This is a genomic window from Tissierella carlieri (genome assembly GCF_018917285.1).
Lineage (GTDB): Bacteria > Bacillota > Clostridia > Tissierellales > Tissierellaceae > Tissierella > Tissierella carlieri.
Window position 1 is genome coordinate 255,071 of the sequence record NZ_JAHLOH010000042.1, and the last position, 19,571, is coordinate 274,641.

The 19,571-nt window shown below is 33.2% G+C and carries 18 protein-coding genes and 1 tRNA gene; 2 read left to right on the forward strand and 17 right to left on the reverse strand.

Features of this window, described 5'->3' with window-relative positions; genetic code table 11:
* Positions 1-11 precede the first annotated feature (11 nt).
* From KQI38_RS14465 to KQI38_RS14545, 17 genes are all read right to left on the reverse strand, one after another.
* Complete coding sequence (locus tag KQI38_RS14465; RefSeq protein WP_216560665.1) at positions 12-1,085, reverse strand: uroporphyrinogen decarboxylase family protein; 1,074 nt, start codon at positions 1,083-1,085, stop codon at positions 12-14.
* A 15-nt stretch (positions 1,086-1,100) separates the two neighbouring features.
* The gene (locus KQI38_RS14470; protein ID WP_201259734.1) at positions 1,101-1,748 is read right to left on the reverse strand and encodes a corrinoid protein; all 648 of its coding nucleotides are present in this window, start codon (positions 1,746-1,748) and stop codon (positions 1,101-1,103) included.
* A 313-nt stretch (positions 1,749-2,061) separates the two neighbouring features.
* Entirely contained in the window at positions 2,062-2,928 is an 867-nt protein-coding gene (locus KQI38_RS14475; RefSeq protein ID WP_216560667.1) for a MetQ/NlpA family ABC transporter substrate-binding protein, read from the reverse strand.
* Positions 2,929-2,958: 30 nt separating this feature from the next.
* On the reverse strand, positions 2,959-3,774 hold the full coding sequence (locus tag KQI38_RS14480; protein WP_216560669.1) for a DUF169 domain-containing protein: 816 nt from the start codon (positions 3,772-3,774) through the stop codon (positions 2,959-2,961).
* A 22-nt stretch (positions 3,775-3,796) separates the two neighbouring features.
* Positions 3,797-4,471 (reverse strand): methionine ABC transporter permease, encoded by a 675-nt coding sequence (locus KQI38_RS14485; protein ID WP_216560671.1) that lies wholly within the window; start codon positions 4,469-4,471, stop codon positions 3,797-3,799.
* Positions 4,465-5,463: a methionine ABC transporter ATP-binding protein gene (locus tag KQI38_RS14490; protein ID WP_216560673.1), complete on the reverse strand. Its 999-nt coding sequence runs from the start codon at positions 5,461-5,463 to the stop codon at positions 4,465-4,467. The genes KQI38_RS14485 and KQI38_RS14490 overlap by 7 nt, the downstream gene beginning before the upstream one ends.
* A 280-nt stretch (positions 5,464-5,743) precedes the next feature.
* Positions 5,744-6,523: a pseudouridine-5'-phosphate glycosidase gene (locus KQI38_RS14495; protein ID WP_216560675.1), complete on the reverse strand. Its 780-nt coding sequence runs from the start codon at positions 6,521-6,523 to the stop codon at positions 5,744-5,746.
* A gap of 15 nt (positions 6,524-6,538) precedes the next feature.
* Positions 6,539-7,378 (reverse strand): YjjW family glycine radical enzyme activase, encoded by an 840-nt coding sequence (locus KQI38_RS14500; RefSeq protein ID WP_216560677.1) that lies wholly within the window; start codon positions 7,376-7,378, stop codon positions 6,539-6,541.
* A 36-nt stretch (positions 7,379-7,414) separates the two neighbouring features.
* On the reverse strand, positions 7,415-8,884 hold the full coding sequence (locus tag KQI38_RS14505; RefSeq protein WP_246565856.1) for a YjjI family glycine radical enzyme: 1,470 nt from the start codon (positions 8,882-8,884) through the stop codon (positions 7,415-7,417).
* Positions 8,885-8,899: 15 nt separating this feature from the next.
* Positions 8,900-9,826: an ABC transporter permease gene (locus KQI38_RS14510; protein ID WP_216560681.1), complete on the reverse strand. Its 927-nt coding sequence runs from the start codon at positions 9,824-9,826 to the stop codon at positions 8,900-8,902.
* Positions 9,820-10,917, reverse strand: coding sequence for an ABC transporter permease (locus KQI38_RS14515; protein WP_216560683.1), 1,098 nt, complete (start codon positions 10,915-10,917; stop codon positions 9,820-9,822). Before KQI38_RS14515 ends, KQI38_RS14510 begins: the two co-directional genes overlap by 7 nt.
* Positions 10,907-12,436, reverse strand: a complete 1,530-nt coding sequence (locus tag KQI38_RS14520; RefSeq protein ID WP_094900328.1) for an ABC transporter ATP-binding protein — start codon at positions 12,434-12,436, stop codon at positions 10,907-10,909. Before KQI38_RS14520 ends, KQI38_RS14515 begins: the two co-directional genes overlap by 11 nt.
* A gap of 64 nt (positions 12,437-12,500) precedes the next feature.
* A complete protein-coding gene (locus KQI38_RS14525) occupies positions 12,501-13,571 on the reverse strand; it encodes a BMP family ABC transporter substrate-binding protein (RefSeq protein ID WP_216560685.1) in 1,071 nt (356 codons plus the stop codon).
* 228 nt (positions 13,572-13,799) lie between these two features.
* Complete coding sequence (locus KQI38_RS14530) at positions 13,800-13,997, reverse strand: tautomerase family protein (RefSeq protein WP_094900326.1); 198 nt, start codon at positions 13,995-13,997, stop codon at positions 13,800-13,802.
* A 248-nt stretch (positions 13,998-14,245) separates the two neighbouring features.
* The gene (locus KQI38_RS14535) at positions 14,246-15,190 is read right to left on the reverse strand and encodes a carbohydrate kinase family protein (RefSeq protein ID WP_094900325.1); all 945 of its coding nucleotides are present in this window, start codon (positions 15,188-15,190) and stop codon (positions 14,246-14,248) included.
* A 322-nt stretch (positions 15,191-15,512) separates the two neighbouring features.
* Entirely contained in the window at positions 15,513-16,334 is an 822-nt protein-coding gene (gene zupT / locus KQI38_RS14540) for a zinc transporter ZupT (RefSeq protein ID WP_216560687.1), read from the reverse strand.
* Positions 16,327-17,439, reverse strand: coding sequence for a YibE/F family protein (locus tag KQI38_RS14545; RefSeq protein ID WP_094900323.1), 1,113 nt, complete (start codon positions 17,437-17,439; stop codon positions 16,327-16,329). The genes zupT and KQI38_RS14545 overlap by 8 nt, the downstream gene beginning before the upstream one ends.
* A gap of 408 nt (positions 17,440-17,847) precedes the next feature.
* Between KQI38_RS14545 and KQI38_RS14550 the strand changes: the two genes are divergently transcribed.
* Together KQI38_RS14550 and KQI38_RS14555 are read left to right on the forward strand one after the other, a co-directional pair.
* Positions 17,848-17,923 (forward strand) — tRNA-Val (locus KQI38_RS14550).
* Positions 17,924-18,075: 152 nt separating this feature from the next.
* Complete coding sequence (locus KQI38_RS14555) at positions 18,076-19,533, forward strand: leucyl aminopeptidase (protein ID WP_216560689.1); 1,458 nt, start codon at positions 18,076-18,078, stop codon at positions 19,531-19,533.
* The last annotated feature ends 38 nt before the right edge of the window (positions 19,534-19,571 follow it).

Consider the following 19,571-nt stretch of genomic DNA (forward strand, 5'->3'; position numbering starts at 1 on the left):
ATTTTATTCTCCTAATCTTCACTAAATAATAGTTCTTCATCAATAGGATAGCTGCCATATATTCTGGCCGCATCCATTAATGCATCTATATTTTCCATTGGAGTATTCATAGGGATTTGACATCCAGAACTAAGTATATATCCCTTTTTAGTTCCATAAGTTTTTCTAATACATTCTTTAGCTGCTCTAAGTACATCTTCCCTTGTACCCTTTTGCATTATATCAACTGGTGGAACATTTCCTGATATTGTAATTCTATTTCCCATTATCTCCTTAGCATCTTGAAGGTCTTCTACGTTGTCTATACTAAAGCTTGATATTCCAGTATCCATTACAGATTCCCAAATACCCTTGCTTTTACCACAAATATGAATTGAAATACTACGTCCTGTTAAAGATTTCATCTTATCCACATTTTTCTTAATATAAGGTGCGGAAAATTCATTGAATTGTTTAACACTTATTAAACTTGTAGATGAAACAGGATCTGATAATCCCATCCCAACACCTAATTCTGCAGCTTTCTCTATAAATCTATTATTAGATTCTGTTACTATCTCCATTAATATATGTACCTTGTCAGGATACTTTAGCATCCATTTCAATAGATTTTCGGTACCAACTACTGAGGCAGCAGTACTAAAAGGTCCGGCTAATCCTGTTCCAATATTTACTTCATGTCCTATCTTATCCTTTATAATCTTTACAGCCTTGAGAACTAATGGCAGCTTTCCGTCCTTTTCAGGATCACAAGGCTTTAAATTTTCTATTTCATCAACATGCTTTACAGCAGGAGTATCCATAAGTGAAATATTATTATCGGGATAGTACATCTTAGAGCCCATAGCCTCGGCAACTCCCCTTAAGGTAGCTGAAACGCTTACACCATCATGTCTTAATCTTTTAAACAACGCTATTTCCAGTTCTGCCATCCTCTCCGCTGAATGATAGTACTCTTTTAAAGTGATTCCTATAAAGGGAGCCATAGTTACTCCCATATGAGGATTGCATGGGATTCTGTCTACTTCAAGTCCCTGTGCAAATGCCGTCATCCTTTCCTTTGGAGTCATCTGATCCTTATTCAACTTTATCCCTCCGATCTAATTAACTGCCGCCATTGTTTTTATTCTCTTTACAGCTTCACCTGCATCAGCAGTATAAGCATCTGCGCCAATCTCATCTGCAAATCTTTGAGAAATAGGTCCACCACCGATCATAACCTTATACTTATCTCTTATATTTCTTTCCTTCAACATATCTATTACAGTCTTCATTCCCATCATAGTAGTTGTCATCAAAGTTGACATACATATAAAATTTGCTCCTACCTCTTCCGCTACTATGATAAAATTTTTTAATGGAACATCTCTGCCTAAGTCGTATACCTCAATACCTGCCGATTCCGTCATTATCTTGACTAAATTCTTTCCTATATCATGGGTATCCCCTTCCACAACTCCTATTACCACCTTAATAGCATTGTCTGATGTTTCCGTCTTTATATGTGGTTTCAATATATCCAATCCTATATTTAATGTATCTGAGCAGGTAAGTACCTCTGGTAAAAAGTATTCCTGTTCCTCGTATAGTTGTCCTACTTTATCCATTCCTGCAACTAAGCCTTTAGTAATGGTTTCATCAGCCGGTATAGAAAGTTCCAAGGATTTATTGCAAAGTTCCTCTACTAATTCGTCCTCCATCTCTACTACTGCATCGCTTATTTCTTGAAATAAACTTTCTTCCTTCACTATATATTCCTCCCTTATACTTAACTTTCTAATTTATATTGTATATTAATTGACAATAGTATTCTAATAGGTATTATCTATTAATGTTATGATTGCTATAGAATAAAATAATATGTTTTGAAATTAGCAAGTCTTCTCATAGTTTTATTTATGTACTTTATTTTTTCTACATTTAATCTTTTATCCTATCTAGTCGATAATTAACAATTCACAAAGAACCAGTGAAATTTCTCCTCTGGTTCTTTGGTTAACTATTATTAATTTAAGTAATAATCATCAAAAATACATCTTATTTACTATTTACCTTGCTAATCTAGTCATTAAATAATTTATATGCACCGCCATAAAATTCATTAAATTTATCCTTAAACTCATCTGTTTGTGTGACTTCAATTATAGCCTTTACCCACTCTTCATCAACATTTTCTGGTTGCACAACTAGACCTGTTGGAAATTGAGTAGAACTCTCATCTTCATAAAGATACACTTTAGGATCAAATCCAGCCATCTTCATTGTACTGGAGAAAGTTATTATTGCATCTACATCTTCAATACTTCTAACTGTTGCAGTAGTTTCCGTTTCAATTAATTTTATATTTTTAGGATTATCCTCGATATCTAATAAGGAATAAAAACTTCCTGTTTTCTCACCTAAAGTAATAAGGCCTGTATCTCTAAGTACCCTCAAACTTCTATCCATATTAGTAGGGTCACCAGCTATTGCTATTTGAGCATTTTTTGGCAATTCATCTATACTCTTATATTTAGATGAATATATTGCAAAATAAGAATAGTAAACATAAGGCTCTACCATAGTAAGATCAGTATTATTTTCTTCATTGAAGGTATTTATCCAAGGTAAGTGATTGAGAATCAAACTATCGATATTACCTTCCTTAAGAGCTACAGCTGGAAGATGATTACCATCAAATACAGTTATCTCTATGTCGTAGCCCTTTGGCTCAAGCAACTCCTTCATTATTTGAACTGCTGGTTCATTTAGAGGCATACATCCGACTGTAAATTTTCTCTTTTCTTCTATCTTAGTCTTATCATCTAGTTCATCGCCTGAATTAATTATAATATCCTGCTTTTTATCATCTTTTCCACAAGCTGTCAATATTGTAGATAAGATTATCACACTCATCATAAAAATTAGTATCCTTTTTCTCTTTTTCATTATCTTCGCCTCCATTTAATGTTTTTACTTCTACTTATAGTTGTCTAGTCCTTTTATACCTATGTATGCTCCATCATCATAGTTTTTGTTATATTCAATATTTAAAGCATCCTCTAAGTTATTTTCTTTAAGCTTTTTCTGAATTATTTTCTTTTGAGGATTTCGTTCCAAAGAATTTACAGTTTGCTTTATTCCATCTAGTATAGTTGCGAATTTATTAAATGGAATTCCTATAGCCAGCTCATCTCTGTTCCACTGTGCTAAAAGTCTTGTGCCGGAACACATCATTGATATATTAATCTCGTTAGTTTCAAATGGAAAGGAAGTACATTCCTGACATAATGCCTGCATTCCTGCAATTTTTATTCCTTTAGCCTGCCCACTATGATAGGCATTCCCCTGTATAATTCTCATGGCATTATATGGATTGGTTATTATTATGACTACGTCTGGATTTTCTTTATATTGTTCTAAGGGCATTATTGCAACTCCATAAATATCATGCTGGCAATATACCATATCCCTTGATAAGCTTCTGCTAATACATAAATCTTTATATGACCCATTTTCTGAACGTCTTTTCCCTGATATAGTTCCATTATTTGGTTTTAATAAACCTAATGCCATAGCTGCACCAAGACATGCAAAGTTTTTCAGGCAAACCTTATAGGATTTACCCTGTGATGCATTTCTTACCATGGTACAATACGCCATCATATTATCCATTGTGCTGGCTTTAAATTCATCATATTCTTCTTTTTCAAATATAAATTTTATGCCTACTGCTTTTCTCTCTAATTCCAATAAAGATTCCAATAAAATTGAACTAGTATTAATATCTGACATATTTGATTTTCACCTCCTGAATCTATAAGAATTTTTTATATAACCAGGATCCAATTGCCTGAGTAATTATTACCATTATAAATAGTATAAATACGGAGGTATAAAGTATAGAATTATTAAAGCTTTGATATCCATAGTTTAAAGCTACAGCACCTAATCCTCCTCCGCCTACTGCTCCTGCTATAGTTGTACTTGCAATATAAGTAATTGTAGACATGGTAGCAATAGATATTATAGAGGGCACAGATTCTTTAACAATAATTTTAAATATAATCTGCATATCTGTTGCACCAAAGGATCTAGCTGCCTCTATAAGTTGCTTGTCCACTTCTCTAAAGCCATTTTCCAGCATTCTTGCAATAAATGCAGTCGCAGCAATAGATAAAGGCAATATGGCCGCCTTTTCGCCTACAGTAGTGCCTACAATCATTCTAGTTAAGGGAGATATGGCAACAATAAGTATCAATATTGGAAATGACCTTATGGTATTAACAAGGAAATCAAGTAGCTTATATATCTTCTTTTTAGGATTCAAACCATCTGGTCCATAGATTGTGAGCAATATTGCAAGACCAAACCCCAAGGCAAATCCAATAGTTACTGTAGCTATAACCATCCTCAATGTGGCAAAAATAGATGGTCCAATTATCTTTTTAAAATATTTCATCCATAATGTCCAAAACTCACCATTCAACATATTTCCCCCCTTCCTAAGAATTCTTCATCTAATTCAAAGCACTTCCAAATAACATTTTTGTCATCAAGATACTTCCTTACATTATTAAATTCATCATTGGGTATATTTATTATTATTGAACCTAATGGACTATTTTTATAACTTTCCATCTCTCCGCCTAATATTATGCAGTCTATATTAAGTTCCCTCGCCATCTTTGTAATAATAGGCTGAGAAGCATTATCTTGAGAATAGAATATCTCAATATTTATTCCTGTTTCAGGTAAAGCTATTTCCTTCTGTCCTATAAGGTTCTTTAAGGCTGGCGGCTGATTTAGGAACACTTTCTCTACTGGTCCGACTGCCTCAATTCTTCCGTCTTCAATAATTGCTATTTCTTCGCATATGCTTCTCAAAACATGCATTTCATGAGTAACAATCACCATTGTTATTCCTAAATCCTTATTGATCTTATTTAATAATGAGATTATAGATTTAGTGCTTTTAGGATCTAATGCGGATGTTGCTTCATCACATAAAAGTATTTTAGGTTCCATGGCTAATGCCCTTGCTATTGCAACCCTTTGCTTTTGTCCTCCTGATAATTCTCTAGGTTTTGAGTTGATTTTATCTGGTATATCTATTACCTCCAGCAATTCTCGTACCCTTTTGTCTATAAAGGATTTGTCATAATTCCAGCATCTCAAAGGTAAAGCTATATTTTCATAGACCGTCAGCCTTTCCAGCAATGAGAAATGTTGAAATATCATACCTACATCCTTTCGAAAACTTCTTAGTTCCTTTTCTGAAAGATTTTTCACATCAATATCACCTACATATAAACTTCCTTCATTATATTTCTCCAAGCCATTTATGCATCTAAGCAAGGTTGATTTTCCAGTTCCGCTTCTTCCCACTAATCCAAATATTTTGCCTTCTTCTATTTGTAAATCTATACCTTTTAATACTTCCAGATTACCATAGAATTTCCTAAGGTTTTTAATTTCTATCATATTTTCACTGACTTCCTTTCCTTCCCATAATCCACTTTTTTTCCTTAATTGATAAAGCTCTCATTAGTTAACCTTTTAACATCTTTTATCAGTGTATATTAATTTTAAAAACTAATCTAATCATTTTTCCAAATACCAACAGTGCAATCTATAGCTGCAATTTATGGTAAGATCATCGCTAAAAATTCTTTTATACTTACTAAAATTAATATTATTAATTTAATTATGCGTGAATTTACTAGAAAGGTTAAAATAGCTAGTATTATTCAATAAATTCCTGTCATCTGGTTAATTCATTTGCCCAAATACTATTTTCAATTAATGACTTTAATTGCAATTCAGAAGACCTTCCAAATGAAAGTGTATCTATCATAGCATTTGCTGCTGGATGATAGTATTCTCCTCTTTCTTCCGCTTCTTTACCCGCATTTTTAGCCTTTTCTATTATGGTTAAATCTTTTAATCTCATTTCATTTGGTACAGGATTTAATAACAATGTTTTTCCTTTTAATGGTTGTCCATTGTATTTACCTGTAAGTTTAACTGGCTTATCAGTTACCATAAAACCATCTACAGTATCTGTATCTTTCCCCCATATACTGACATCATGGTTCAATAACCATTTAATAGTTCCCTCTATATCTATAACATCCTTTGGCGAAGTAGCTATCAATGTTACATCCATAGTTGCTATGGCAGGTAAATCTGCACATAGCTCTTCTCCTATAATATCTCCAATGCCACCCATTCCAGCAGTTACTGCAATATGGATTCCCTTTTCCTTTGCTGCCATCATAGTCCCTGATGCAGTCAAGGCACCACTTATACCATTATTACAAGATTCTATGAAAATATCCTTATCAATTCGTATCAATTCCTTAGCTCTATTTCTAAAACTAATAAATTCGTTTATATTTCCTATTATTATTTCTCCCCTATCAACCCAAGTTATACATTTATGCTCCCAGGGCCATAATTTAACAAGGGTTTCATTATCAATGGATTTTAGCCCATGGGTCAATAAAGCTGTTTCTACAAGAAATTTAGTTTCTATATTCATTAATTCTTCACTTCCTTAAACTAATATTATTGATTTAAATCCGTTGTTAACTGCAATTGCTTTTAGTTTCTCCATCTCCTCATCATCAGGAGGCTCGTGGTTTGAAAACTCCTGACGTACTCCAAAGGGTCTATATCTTGTTATCTTATATTTAATATCTTGGTTTTCTAAATATGGCTGCAAAAGCTTTGTTATACTATCTATGGTTTCATAATTATTAATGCCTTTAATTACCACTGTCCTAATTTCATACAGCTTACCTAAACCAGCTAAATACTTAACATTTTTAATAACTACATCATTATATTTTCTTGTAATAGAAAAATGTTCATCCCTATCCATAGCCTTTATATCCAGAATAAATTTATCAGCTATTTCTACTATTTCTCTTTCCTCTAATAAATCTACTCCTCCGTTTGTGTCTACAAAATTAGTTAGACCTATTTTAGTGGTTTCTTTAAACAGCTCTACTAAGAACTTAGATTGCAAAGTACATTCTCCTCCACTGGCTGTAATCCCTTTGATAAATGGTCTATTATACTCTATTCTCTTGAGAACATCTTCTACTGTCATATTATATATTTTAGGTGATGCATCATATTTACATGTTTTTATACACTTATCACAATCTACACATTTAACACTATCCCATATTACTTTATTATTGACAGAATCTAAGGCTTTTTCAGGACATTTCTCTATACATTCCAAACAGTTTATACAATGATTTATAGTTTCCGGATTATGGCAGTAAAAGCAGTTAAAATTACATCCTTGAAAAAATATTGCAGTCCTATTCCCAGGTCCATCTACTACGCTCATATCTATGATTTTATTGATTTTCGCCTTATTCATCTGTAGTCCTTACCATTCTATCTAATATATTATGATTTAGAATCTGTTCTTTTCCTTGCCATAATTCACATGGAAACCATTTTTAAGTCTTTCAAGATCAGATTTTTTAACTAAATACCCACTTACTCTGACTAGATCTCCGTCTTGTCTATAGGACGAAAGATACCTTGCACCAACTTCAAAGCCACCTTTAAATATATCTAAAATAGCATCTGGATTATTTATTGCCGTACTGTCAAATGGAAAATGGTCACTGACTCCTGAAGGAAAGTATTTATGAAATAAGCCTGAATGTCTTAAATGTGCATATATGGGAAGCTCCTGTCCATTGGCTATTCTAACTCCTGCTGTTGTTTCCGCTGTTGATTCTATTTGAGCATGAAGTAAAAAACGGTTATTCATTGCTTTTCCGTATTTACTTTTGAAACTCTTCACCCTATTATCTATGAATTCCATTATTTCTAACCCTAATTTATTGGCTTCATCATCCTTTCCATATACAAATGATTTTCCCTGAATTTTCATCAAATAGGTAACACATTCATGCATGCCAACTATGCCAAACATACCAACAAACCTATCAAGCTCAATAAAGCCTTCTGTTACTAAGAAATTAGTCTTGAAAAAAGTGCTTTCCTCCACTAGAAATCTTATTTTACTTTCCATAAAATTACATAATATATCTATGGCATAGGGTAAATTCTTCTCAAAAAATTCTTCTATGGATTCTGAATCAAAAGCTACTTTATTTAATTTAATCTTTGACAAGGTAAAAGCTCCTCCATTAGATGGAAGTCCATTAAAACAGCTTGCTATACCGTATTCGTCTCCGAAATCCTCCTTAAACATTCTGTCGTTGGCAAAGGCAGGATTAGCACATATAAGAGAGGATTCTATACATTTAACAGCAAAGCCATCTGGAGTTTTTTCTTTATCATATAATAATGTCATATTGGGAATGGTATTTTGTAATTCCTTTTCTAAGTCAATGATTATATTACCTGCCAATGTTTCTTCCGGGCCTATATTTGCATGACAAAAACTATCATTTATTGTTCTATCTAAATGAATTAAAAACCATTTAATCTGTTCCCTTGCCATTTCTTCATTCTCAATATACGGATCTAACAATTTATCAATTCTTCCGACAAAGACCGGATAATTACTAAAGGATGGTACATGATGATAAAATATTAATAGCGAATTAATTACTTCCATCAATGTCTTGGCAGGTTTTAACCTTAGAAAATCACAACCTTCCTTTAAAAGTTTTTCATAATTTGGCAGTATATATCGGGGAGTAAATGTGGCATGTCCTTCACCAAGGTCTGATACTATATCCTTCTCAAATAATTCAAAGTATTCTTCACCAACTCCCTCCGGATATGGAAGCTGATTTTCTGCTATTTTTGCTAATCTTGATACTATTTGGTCATAGGTTAAACTGGGATTTTTTATCTCTTTTAAAACATCTGCCTTTGTTTCATCTATATTTCTATATATCAATATATCCACCTCCATCTATTGATTATCTATTATAGGTTTCCTGCTAAAATTCTTTAAATTACTAATTATCAATACTAAAATAACCACTACAAATGGCAGCATCTGCAATAATTGAGTAGGGACTCCAAATGATGTTAAGGTAAGTGTTATCGCATTGGTATAAGCAAATAATATACCTATAAGAGCTGCCTTTAAAGGATTTCCCTTTCCCACAAGTATAGCTGCAAAAGCTAAAAATCCACGCCCTGCTGTCATATTTTCAGAAAACATACTTAGTCCTGATAAGGGCATATAGGCACCACCTAAGCCTGACATCATTCCCATAATAATCAATGCTATCCACCTATATTTTAATATATTTACTCCTGAGGTCTGAGCTCCTACTTCATTAATTCCAATACCCCTAAGCCTTAGTCCAAAGGGAGTCTTATACATAATTATAGTTCCTACTAATATAGAGATATAGGCTATATATACAAGTATAATTTGATTGTTTAATATCCTATTGATATATGGAATTGACCTTAAAACAGGCATATCTATAGGTTGAAAATTCACAATTTGAGGACTATGGAAGAAACCCCTTACTTTAAATATCTTAGTCAACAACAAAGTAGTCATTGCCCATGACCCAAAATTAAGTGCTATACTTACAATCATTGGATTCGCATTAAAATGAAGTACAAATATACCAAAAACTGCAGCAAGGATTATTCCTGCAAGAATAGCAAGTAAAGTACCTATATAGGGACTTCCTGATAAATAGCTTCCCCATGCAGCGAAGAATGCTGCTGAAAGCATAAAACATTCAAAGGCAATACAAAATGTTCCTGTTTGTTTACTGAAGGAACCACCTATGCTCGTCAATATAATTGGAGTACTCAATCTAAAGGTAGCTGACCATGTTACAGTTCCAAATAAGATTTCCATTATAGTCAACATATTGAAGAGCCTCCTTTATAATTAATTTTCTTTAACTTTATTTTCTCTTTCCATTTGTTAAATAAGTTATCATAGTCAATAGAAACAAATAATACAAATAACATTTGAATTATGATGACTACAAGTCTATTTAACGTAGTCATACGTTCCATATGCAATGCCCCTTGTTTAAGGGCTCCCCATATAAGAGAAACGATTATTACTGCAATTGGATTGTTATTTGCTATACGAGTTATCATAATCCCATCCCAACCTAAATTATTGCTGAAATTAGGTGTAAATCTATAATATGAACCCGTTACCTCTATACCTCCGCCCATTCCCGATATTAGCCCTGACATTAGAAAGACCATTATAAAGGATTTTTTGATATTTACTCCACCCATTCTGGCAAAATTCATATTCTGTCCTATCTGAGTAAATTCATAGCCTTCTAAGGTATATTTATAGATAAACGCTATGAATAGCAGAATTCCTAATGCTATAAAAATCCCAGTATTGGCAGTAGTACCTTTGATGATTGTAGAAAGCCTGGCAGTCTTAAGTATCTGGGGAGTTGTTATAGATGCAGAGCCGTTAGCAGACTGCTGCCCTCCCATTATTACCCACATGGTTATATATTCTGTTAGATACTTTGCTATGAAATTAAGTATCAGAGTTGTTATAAGCTCGTTGATTTTAAAATACATCCTAAGTAATGCCGGTATTAATGCATATAACATTCCAACTACAGATGCAGCTAATAAACATGCTATTACATGCAATCCATGGGGTAATTCTATGGAATATCCGATTATTGCTGCTGATAATGCTCCCATATATAGCTGCCCTTCAATACCTAGGTTAGAAACTCCTGATTTAAAGGCAACTATAGCTGCTCCTCCTACCATTAAGCTGGATATAACCCATCGAATTGTATTTCCAATATTTATCTTGCTTCCAAAGGCACCTTCAACGATATACCCTACAGCTTGCAAAGGACTCTCCCCTTGAACAGCAATCAGAATACATCCAAATAAAAGAGTTAATATAATTGATATACTATATCTTAATATAGTTCCCTTAACCTCATGACTCATCTTAAGCTTCATGGATTTCACCACCTAACATCATAAGACCTATCTGCTCTTCTGTTAATGATCTGCTGTCTTTATGCTCAATTATTGAGCCATTATACATTACCAATATCCTATCAGAAAGCTGCATTACTTCATTGAGCTCATGGCTGATTAACAGTATCCCTACTCCTTCTTCTGCCATTTCAATTATTCTCTTCCATATAAATTCAACTGAGCCAACATCAATCCCTCTAGTTGGGTCTTCAATAATCAATAGCCTTTGCTCTTGTAAAAATTCACGTCCTACTAGAAGTTTCTGTACATTACCTCCTGACAGAGTCTTTACCTTATCTTCTATTCCCTGTATCTTTACTGCATAGTCCTCAACTATTTTATTTGTAAATATATTTATATCTTTATAATCAAGTAGATGTTTGGTTTTAAAACCTTTGGCCCTATGGTAACCCATTATTGCATTTTCCCATATAGTCCCTTCTTTATTAGTACCTACAGATGATCTATCTTGAGCAATATATCCCATTCCCATTTTTCGCCTTTTAGCTATTGTCTCATCTATTACATTTTCTCCTGAGAACAGTATTTCCCCATCATTATTACAGTTTGACAGACCTACTAATGCCTCTACCAGCTCTGCCTGACCTGAACCTGCTATTCCCGATATACCTACTATCTCTCCGGCATGTACACTAAAATTGGCATTTTTAACTCTTGTTATTCCTGATGAATCCTTAACTGATAGGTTCTCAACCTCCAGTACAGTATCTCCTATTCTAGGTTCCGGTTTATCAACTTGCAATATGACTTCTCTTCCAACCATAAGTCTAGCTAATTCTAATTCGTTTGTGTCCTTAGCCCACAAGTTTCCTGTTACTCTGCCATTTTTTAATACTGTAATATCATCAGCAATTTCCAACACTTCTTTCAATTTATGAGTTATAAGTATTATTGTTTTCCCTTGAGCCACTAAAAATCTTATGGCATTAAATAAACCCTCTACTCCTTGAGGAGTCAATACAGAAGTTGGCTCATCCAATATTATAATATCTGCATTTCTATATAAAACCTTTATAATCTCCACTTGCTGCAAAGCAGCAACAGGTAATTCATCTACCTTTGCATCAATTGGAATATTGAATTTATACTTTTTACATATTTCTTCCACTTTTCTTCTGGATTTCTTATAATCTATAAAGATTCCTTTTTTCTGCTCAAACCCCATTATTATATTATCCAAAACTGTCATCTCAGGAAAAACCATAAATTCCTGATATACCATTCCTATTCCATGCCGAACTGCATCTAAGGGGTTCTTAAAATTTACCAGCTCCCCATGAACATATATCTTTCCACTATCAGGGCTTTGAATATTAGTTAGTATATTCATCAAAGTACTTTTGCCCGCACCATTTTCTCCAATTAGTGCATGTACTGTACCTTGTCTGACTTTAAACGTAATATTATCATTGGCCAGCAGGTCCTTAAATTTCTTATTAATATTATGCATTTCCAATACAAATTTATCTTTACCCATATCTCTATCTCCTTGATATGCAAATATAGGAACGATTAAACGTTCCTATATTTAAAAAATATTATTAATAATTTAGTCTATATTGTTCAAATCCTTCATAAACATCTACTTTCCCACTTTTAATATCCTCAATTAATTGTTTAACCTTTACTAATAAATCTTCCGGAATATTTTTTTCATCTCTTTCATCATAAACAGCACCACCTGAGCTTAAGTCAAAGTCAACTGATGTTCCAAATTCTTTTCCTGCTGTATGATCTTCAGCTAAGGATATAATTGCAATATCCATCGACTTAACTGCTGACCAAAATACAGCTGGGTCTATATCTCCTTGCCAATCATCAACGCCAATAACTTTGATACCTGCTTCTGCACAGGCTGATATTACTCCAGGTCCTCCTAAATATGCACTTTGATATATAATATCTACATCATTGTTTTGAATCATCGTCTTAGCTGTTTCTTGTCCCTTAACTGGATCAAATGGGTCTCCTGTAAAGGCAGAGATTACTGATTTACCATTGTTAGCATAGTTAACACCTGCTGTATATCCATCACGGAATCTTTGAACCTTTAGTATATCTTTATGTCCAATCCAACCTACTATATCCTTTTCAGTCATATTTGCAGCTACATAACCAGCTACAAATGATGATTCAAATGGGTCAACAGATACACTTGTTGCATTCTTCTTATCATGTTCCATATAAGTATCTAACATAAATATATGAAGATCCGGATAACTTTCTGCCAATTCATCGGAAAGCTCTAAAGCTACATTGCTTAATTCATCAAACATAGTAAACATAGCTGTATATCCTTGAGCTGCCATTGCTCTAATTTGTTCCGGATACTCTGATGCTTCTGATACTTCAATTGCTTTAACTTCCCAGCCTTTTTTCTCTAATTCTTGGAAACCGCTCCAAATTAAATCTGTAAAATCATTTCCCAATGGTGTTGTTGTTATTAAACATGCTTTTTTAGCAATTTCATCTTTACTTTCTTTACCATTTTCTTCTCCTGTAACTTCTGGTTTTCCTTGATCTGCATTTGCTGGATCTGCCTCTTTCTTTGTACATGCTGTCATTGTCACTACTAGCATAATAGCCATAACTAAACTAAGTAATCTTTTCACTTGTATCTCCCTTTCTTTTAATTTTATAGTTCATCTTTGAACAGGTTTTTCGGATAAAATATAATCAAATTATAATTATCTGGTTTAATTATTAATCACACTTTATCTGCATCTCCTTTATACAAAGATTTTCTTATTTTTTATAAAAATAACCCTCAACATTTTGTCGAGGTTATATTTTTAACAATTTAAATTATAGAAATCTTTATCAAAATACTTAGGAAATTACTATTTGGAGCAAACCGATTTTCCTCCACATCCCCAATTCTCACTTGGATGTTCTTCAATGATTACAGTAGTCTTAGCATAATAATCTTCATTACCTATGGCTTCTGCTAAAGCACGGCTAACTTTCTCTATTGCATCTTGTTTCATATTACTATCCTTCAAAACTCCCTCTTTCATCTTCAATATGATTAATGGCATAATATCTGCTCCTTTCCTATACCTATTAATATAATATTTCTGCTCTTAAATATGGTCTGTCAGTAAACTTCATGGATTCGACATATATCGACATCCACTTAATATTTTTCATCATAGCATATTAATTCTAGATAGTACAATTAAATATATCTATCCTAATATTTTATCTATATGTTTTTTCTATAACGTTTATTTTTACAGTTATAGCTACAATATTTTATAAATAACCCAATAATTTGCTGCATAATTTATTTATTAGAATGAATGAACTGTAATACATCTTCTACAGTAGCTCTTGTTCTAGGGCCTTTTTGCATACATTTTAGAGCAGCCGATGCAGAGGCAAATTCAATGGCTCCATATCTATCCATTCCTTTGCAGAAATAAGCATAAATGAATCCTGCCAAGAAACAATCTCCGGCTCCCGTAGTATCAATAGCTTCTACAGTATATGCATCCCTATAAATGGATTCCTCAGCATCATACCACAATGCCCCTTCATCGCCAGCAGTACATATTACCCCTTGAGGAACAGAATATTTTTTCAAGAATTTTTCTACTCCCTTATGATAATCTACCTCGCCTGTGATTTCAAAATAACCCTCTCGTCCACCGGAAACTATAGTAGAAAGACTAATCATTTCCTCTATCTCTTCCATGGTAACACCACATGCATTCATAAAGCTTGGGATACACTGCATATTATACACAACGGGAATTCCTTTTTTCTTAGCTAATCTCCCAAGATAAATAGATGCACGAGATGAAAACATATCAGTATAAAATACATCAATCTCATCCAGTATATCCTCCGGAAGCTCTTCCGGCTGCAGGTCTAATACCGAATCTCCTAAATTCGCAATAATACAGTGCTTCCCACCTGGAGCAGTTATAATGAATGTATGCAGAGTTGAACCACCCGGCTTAGTAACTAGAAATCTATCACAAACACCATCTTCTACTAAGGTCCTTCGGAATTCATCTCCATATTTATCATCACCAATTTTTCCTGCCTGATAAGCCTCTACACCATAGCTAGCCAATGCTACTGAAAGATTAGCAGCACTCCCTCCCGGTAAAAGTTTTTCAGAATCTATAAAACCAAATCCATCCTCCTTTGGTAGTTCTCTTGTTTCTAATATGACATCCATAGCCACCGTTCCAAGCGAAAGTACCCTCTTCTTTTTTTCCATTAGATATCTCTCTCCTTCATCTTACCTTATTAAATCCTTACAAGCTTTATATGTATGATTAGTTCAATGTCTACAAGCTAACTCTAAAGGTATCAAAATTTTATTCTTAATTAAAGAACTATTAAAGGATTTAATAATTCAAGTCTCCAATATAGAAAAATCTAATGATCTTTAGTCTGCTGTAATAATAAAATATAAGAAAAGCTACTTCTAATGAAAAATTAGAAGTAGCTTTTCTTTAAATTCATCAAGGTTAATTTCTTAAAGTAAAAAACAAAGAGTAGAACTTTTCGATCTGTTATAAAATATAATTCATGTTATTTTAATGGTGATGGTGAAATATACTCATGGATAATGCCATGACGATCATACCCGCTATAGCTCCATATACTGATATATGATGATCCTCATATCTTTGAGATGATGGTAATAATTCGTCTAATGACACAAATATCATAATTCCTGCCACTATGGAAAAAAGAATTCCAAAGACTAAATCATTAAAAAATCTTGAGAGGATTAAATATCCAATAATTGCACCGAAGGGCTGACACAGACCTACAAATAAGGAATATAGAAATGCCTTCCTTTTACTTCCCGTTGAATAATAAATTGGTACCGATATAGCAATACTCAATGGTATGTTATGAAGGATTACTGCTGCTGCTATTGGAACCGCTACAGATATATCTTTTAATCCAGCGGTAAAGATTGCTAATCCTTCAGGCAAATTATGTATAGCTATTGCAACAGCTGACATGATTCCTAGTTTTGATAGGTGTTCACCATTTTGATCATGATGATGACCATGTTCATGATGATGGTCATCATGTCCATGATAATGTCCTCCAAATTTATGGACTAGTTTCTCTACAATTGCAGTAATTAGCATTCCGCCAAAGAAACCTGCTAAGGCCACTAGATGACCTCCTTGTTCCCCAAAATATGATTCTATCAATTCCATACCTTCTGGTAAGATAGCCATAAAAGATACATATATCATTATTCCAGCTGAAAAACTTAAAGCGATAGCTAAAAATCTTTTATTTGTTTCTTTTATAAAAAAAGATAATATACTACCAAGTCCCATAGATAAACCCACTATGGTTGTAAGCCCCAACGATAATACTACTTCTTTACTCATTTTTCACATCCTCTCTTAGCTTTTGCTTTTTTGCTAAAAAACTGGCTATTAGTGCTGTAATTGGAATAGTAAGCACTAGCCCAATACTGCCTGCTAAGGATCTAACTACTTCCGTAGCTATTATATCCGAATTCATAATCTCTATTAATTGTGCTTCATACGCCATAAATAATAATAGAAGAGGAATAGATGACCCAGTATATGCAAGTATTAAGGTATTGGTCATAGTTCCCATTACATCTTTACCCACATTCATACCTGATATAAATAATTCTTTTCTTGAAAGATTATTATTTACATTATTAACTTCCTCTATAGCTGATGCTATGGACATCCCAACATCCATGACTGCCCCTAATGACCCTAATATTATCCCTGCAAAAAGTAGATTTTTAAAATTGAATTCTATTTCCTGAGGAATATACATTAACATTGTTGCCTCATCAGCACTTAATCCTGTAAGATGTATTTTTAATCCCACATAATATGATATTAAACCTGCTATAATAACACCTGCCGAAGTACCTGCTATTGCTGCTATACTCTTAGTATTGACACCAGATACTAAAAATATAGTTATAATCGTAACTCCTATTGAAATTAGCACAGATATAGGTATAGGGTTTACCCCTTTAAGTATCTGAGGTAATAGTATATAAAATACTGATCCTATTGTTAGAGCTAGTGATATAATTGCTTTTAATCCTTTAGTCCTTCCAATTATAAGAATCAATATAGCGAATAAAATAGCTAGATATATAATATAATTAGCTCTCTCGTAATCTGCAATATATACTTCATAATCTCCATCCTGAAGCTCTTCCATCACTACTAATATCTTGTCCCCCTTCTTCACAAAGAAGTTATAGGCCTCGTTATCAGAGAGATGGTTTTCTATGTCAATTATTTCTCCTTTATGATTTCCACTAGTAATCTTTAATTTTACTCTTTGTAACCTGATGCCCTCATATAAATCTTCACTCTCTTCTGCATCTCCAGCTTCAAGGACCACAGCCTTTTCCACCACTGATTGCATATCTTCCGCCAATACCATGGAATTAACCAAAATCAATAATAATATAATAATTGATATTACTTTTTTCATAATTACCTCCCTTATGATCTTTTGTAAAAAAGGCTTCTACCTAAAGAATTAATATATTAAGGAAGCCTTTTTGAAACCCATCTAGAAAAAATTCACCTTAAAAATATGGCTTTCCTATGTATTATAGAATATTATATCATATTGAACTATGATAAAAGAATAAAAAATATATTGCCAAGAGAACCCCTTCCCTTGGCAATATCCTAACTCATTGCTACTGTTATAATTGGTACAATAATAGATATTATAAAAGATGCTATAAGTAAATATATTATAATTTTGGTCATTTTTGATCTATTCATAGTACACCTCCAACTATATAAATTATACTCTAATTATATACAGGATTCCAGTCTAATATATTGTAAATTCTTTAATTTTATGATAATATATTATAGAACTATTTAAGGGTGGTTAACTCAGCTGGTAGAGTGTCATCTTGACGTGGTGAAAGTCGTAGGTTCGAGTCCTATACCGCCCACCAATATTCAATTAACAATTCACAATGCACAATGCACAATTAAAAATTTAAGTAATTAAAAGGATAGTAAATCTACTATTCTTTTTTTGTCTATTTTTTTCTAATTATATCTGATATAATTAGAGTGTCTAAATAAATTAAAAGGGGTGTTTTGATTGAAGATATTAGTTGGTAAAGGCGGAGAAATAAAAGTTCTTCTAGTATTTAAGGGACAAGATAATTTAGATAGCTCACCTGAATTATATAGCTATTTGAAGGAAAGAGAAATTTTTAAGGGTACCTGTGGTGAAATTTATTCAGACATTTCTCCTAAGGGAAATAATGTAATTCTATTGGGACTAGGAGAAGAAGAAAAATTAACCCTTGAGTCTCTTAGAAAAACTTTTTATAAACTAGGTAAAGAATTGATGAAATATAAGGTAGAATCAGCAGAAGTAGAAGTACCTAAATTTGAAAATCTTTGCTATAGAAAGACTAATATGGCCATAGCAGAGGGTCTTTTACAATCAGAATATGCATTTGAAAAATATCTATCAAAAAAGAAAACAAAACCTACAGTTAAAGAGTTTTTCTTAAATGTATTAGAAGATAGAAAAGATAAGGTTGAAGAAGGAATTGAAGAAATTAACAATATTATTGAAGGTATATTCCTAGCAAGAGATCTAGTTAATGAGCCTGCAATGGCAATGACTCCTGTAGAGCTTGCTAAAAGAGCTAAAGAAGAATTAACAGGCTTAGGAGTTGAAGTAGAAGTTTATGGCAAAGATAAAATAGAAGAAATGGAAATGAAAGCATTTCTAGCTGTATCTAAAGGCTCTGCTATTCCACCTCAATTTATAGTAATGAAATGGAATGGAGATAGTGCATCAGAGGAAAAACTTGCTCTCGTTGGTAAAGGACTTACCTATGATTCAGGTGGATATTCTATAAAACCTGGAGATAGCATGATAAATATGTATAACGATATGGCCGGATCTGCTTCTGTAATTGGTACAATGAAATCAATCGCTAGATCTAAGCTAAAGAAGAATGTTGTTGCAATTGTGGCAGCTTGTGAAAACTTAATCTCTGGAGAAGCATATAAACCTGGAGATATAGTTGGATCCATGGCTGGAAAAACTATAGAGGTATCAAGTACTGATGCAGAAGGTAGATTAACTTTGGCAGATGCATTATGGTATGCTGCAACAGTGGAAAAAGCAAATCAAATAATCGATATAGCTACTCTTACTGGAGCATGTGTTGTTGCTTTAGGCAGCATAAATACTGGAGCTGTAACTAATGATGAAAGTTTAATGAATAAAGTCAAAGATGCTGCAGAATTAGCAGGTGAGCCAGTATGGCAAATGCCTTCAAATGATGAATATAGAGATTTAATAAAAGGAACTGTTGGTGATTTAAAAAATACCGGCGGAAGGGGAGCAGGCACAATAACTGCTGGACTTTTCTTAGAAGAGTTTGTAAACAATACTCCTTGGGTTCATTTAGATATAGCTGGAACTGCTTTTCTATCATCTGAAAGAGGATATTTACCTAAGGGAGCTACGGGAGTTCCTGTAAAGACTTTATATCATTTAGCTAAGGGATGTAAAGGAGAAGGATGTAATCATTAAAAGCTAGAGGTTGCCTCTAGCTTTTTTATCTTTAACCA

What these genes read in the sequence shown, in the direction of transcription:
- KQI38_RS14515 (WP_216560683.1), bottom strand. Translation starts at nt 10,917, where the DNA reads ATGAAGCTTAAGATGAGTCATGAGGTTAAGGGAACTATATTAAGATAT.
- KQI38_RS14480 (WP_216560669.1), bottom strand. Translation starts at nt 3,774, where the DNA reads ATGTCAGATATTAATACTAGTTCAATTTTATTGGAATCTTTATTGGAA.
- zupT (WP_216560687.1), bottom strand. Translation starts at nt 16,334, where the DNA reads ATGAGTAAAGAAGTAGTATTATCGTTGGGGCTTACAACCATAGTGGGT.
- KQI38_RS14535 (WP_094900325.1), bottom strand. Translation starts at nt 15,190, where the DNA reads ATGGAAAAAAAGAAGAGGGTACTTTCGCTTGGAACGGTGGCTATGGAT.
- KQI38_RS14495 (WP_216560675.1), bottom strand. Translation starts at nt 6,523, where the DNA reads ATGAATATAGAAACTAAATTTCTTGTAGAAACAGCTTTATTGACCCAT.
- KQI38_RS14530 (WP_094900326.1), bottom strand. Translation starts at nt 13,997, where the DNA reads ATGCCATTAATCATATTGAAGATGAAAGAGGGAGTTTTGAAGGATAGT.
- KQI38_RS14510 (WP_216560681.1), bottom strand. Translation starts at nt 9,826, where the DNA reads ATGTTGACTATAATGGAAATCTTATTTGGAACTGTAACATGGTCAGCT.
- KQI38_RS14500 (WP_216560677.1), bottom strand. Translation starts at nt 7,378, where the DNA reads ATGAATAAGGCGAAAATCAATAAAATCATAGATATGAGCGTAGTAGAT.
- KQI38_RS14520 (WP_094900328.1), bottom strand. Translation starts at nt 12,436, where the DNA reads ATGGGTAAAGATAAATTTGTATTGGAAATGCATAATATTAATAAGAAA.
- KQI38_RS14485 (WP_216560671.1), bottom strand. Translation starts at nt 4,471, where the DNA reads ATGTTGAATGGTGAGTTTTGGACATTATGGATGAAATATTTTAAAAAG.
- KQI38_RS14490 (WP_216560673.1), bottom strand. Translation starts at nt 5,463, where the DNA reads ATGATAGAAATTAAAAACCTTAGGAAATTCTATGGTAATCTGGAAGTA.
- KQI38_RS14475 (WP_216560667.1), bottom strand. Translation starts at nt 2,928, where the DNA reads ATGAAAAAGAGAAAAAGGATACTAATTTTTATGATGAGTGTGATAATC.
- KQI38_RS14545 (WP_094900323.1), bottom strand. Translation starts at nt 17,439, where the DNA reads ATGAAAAAAGTAATATCAATTATTATATTATTATTGATTTTGGTTAAT.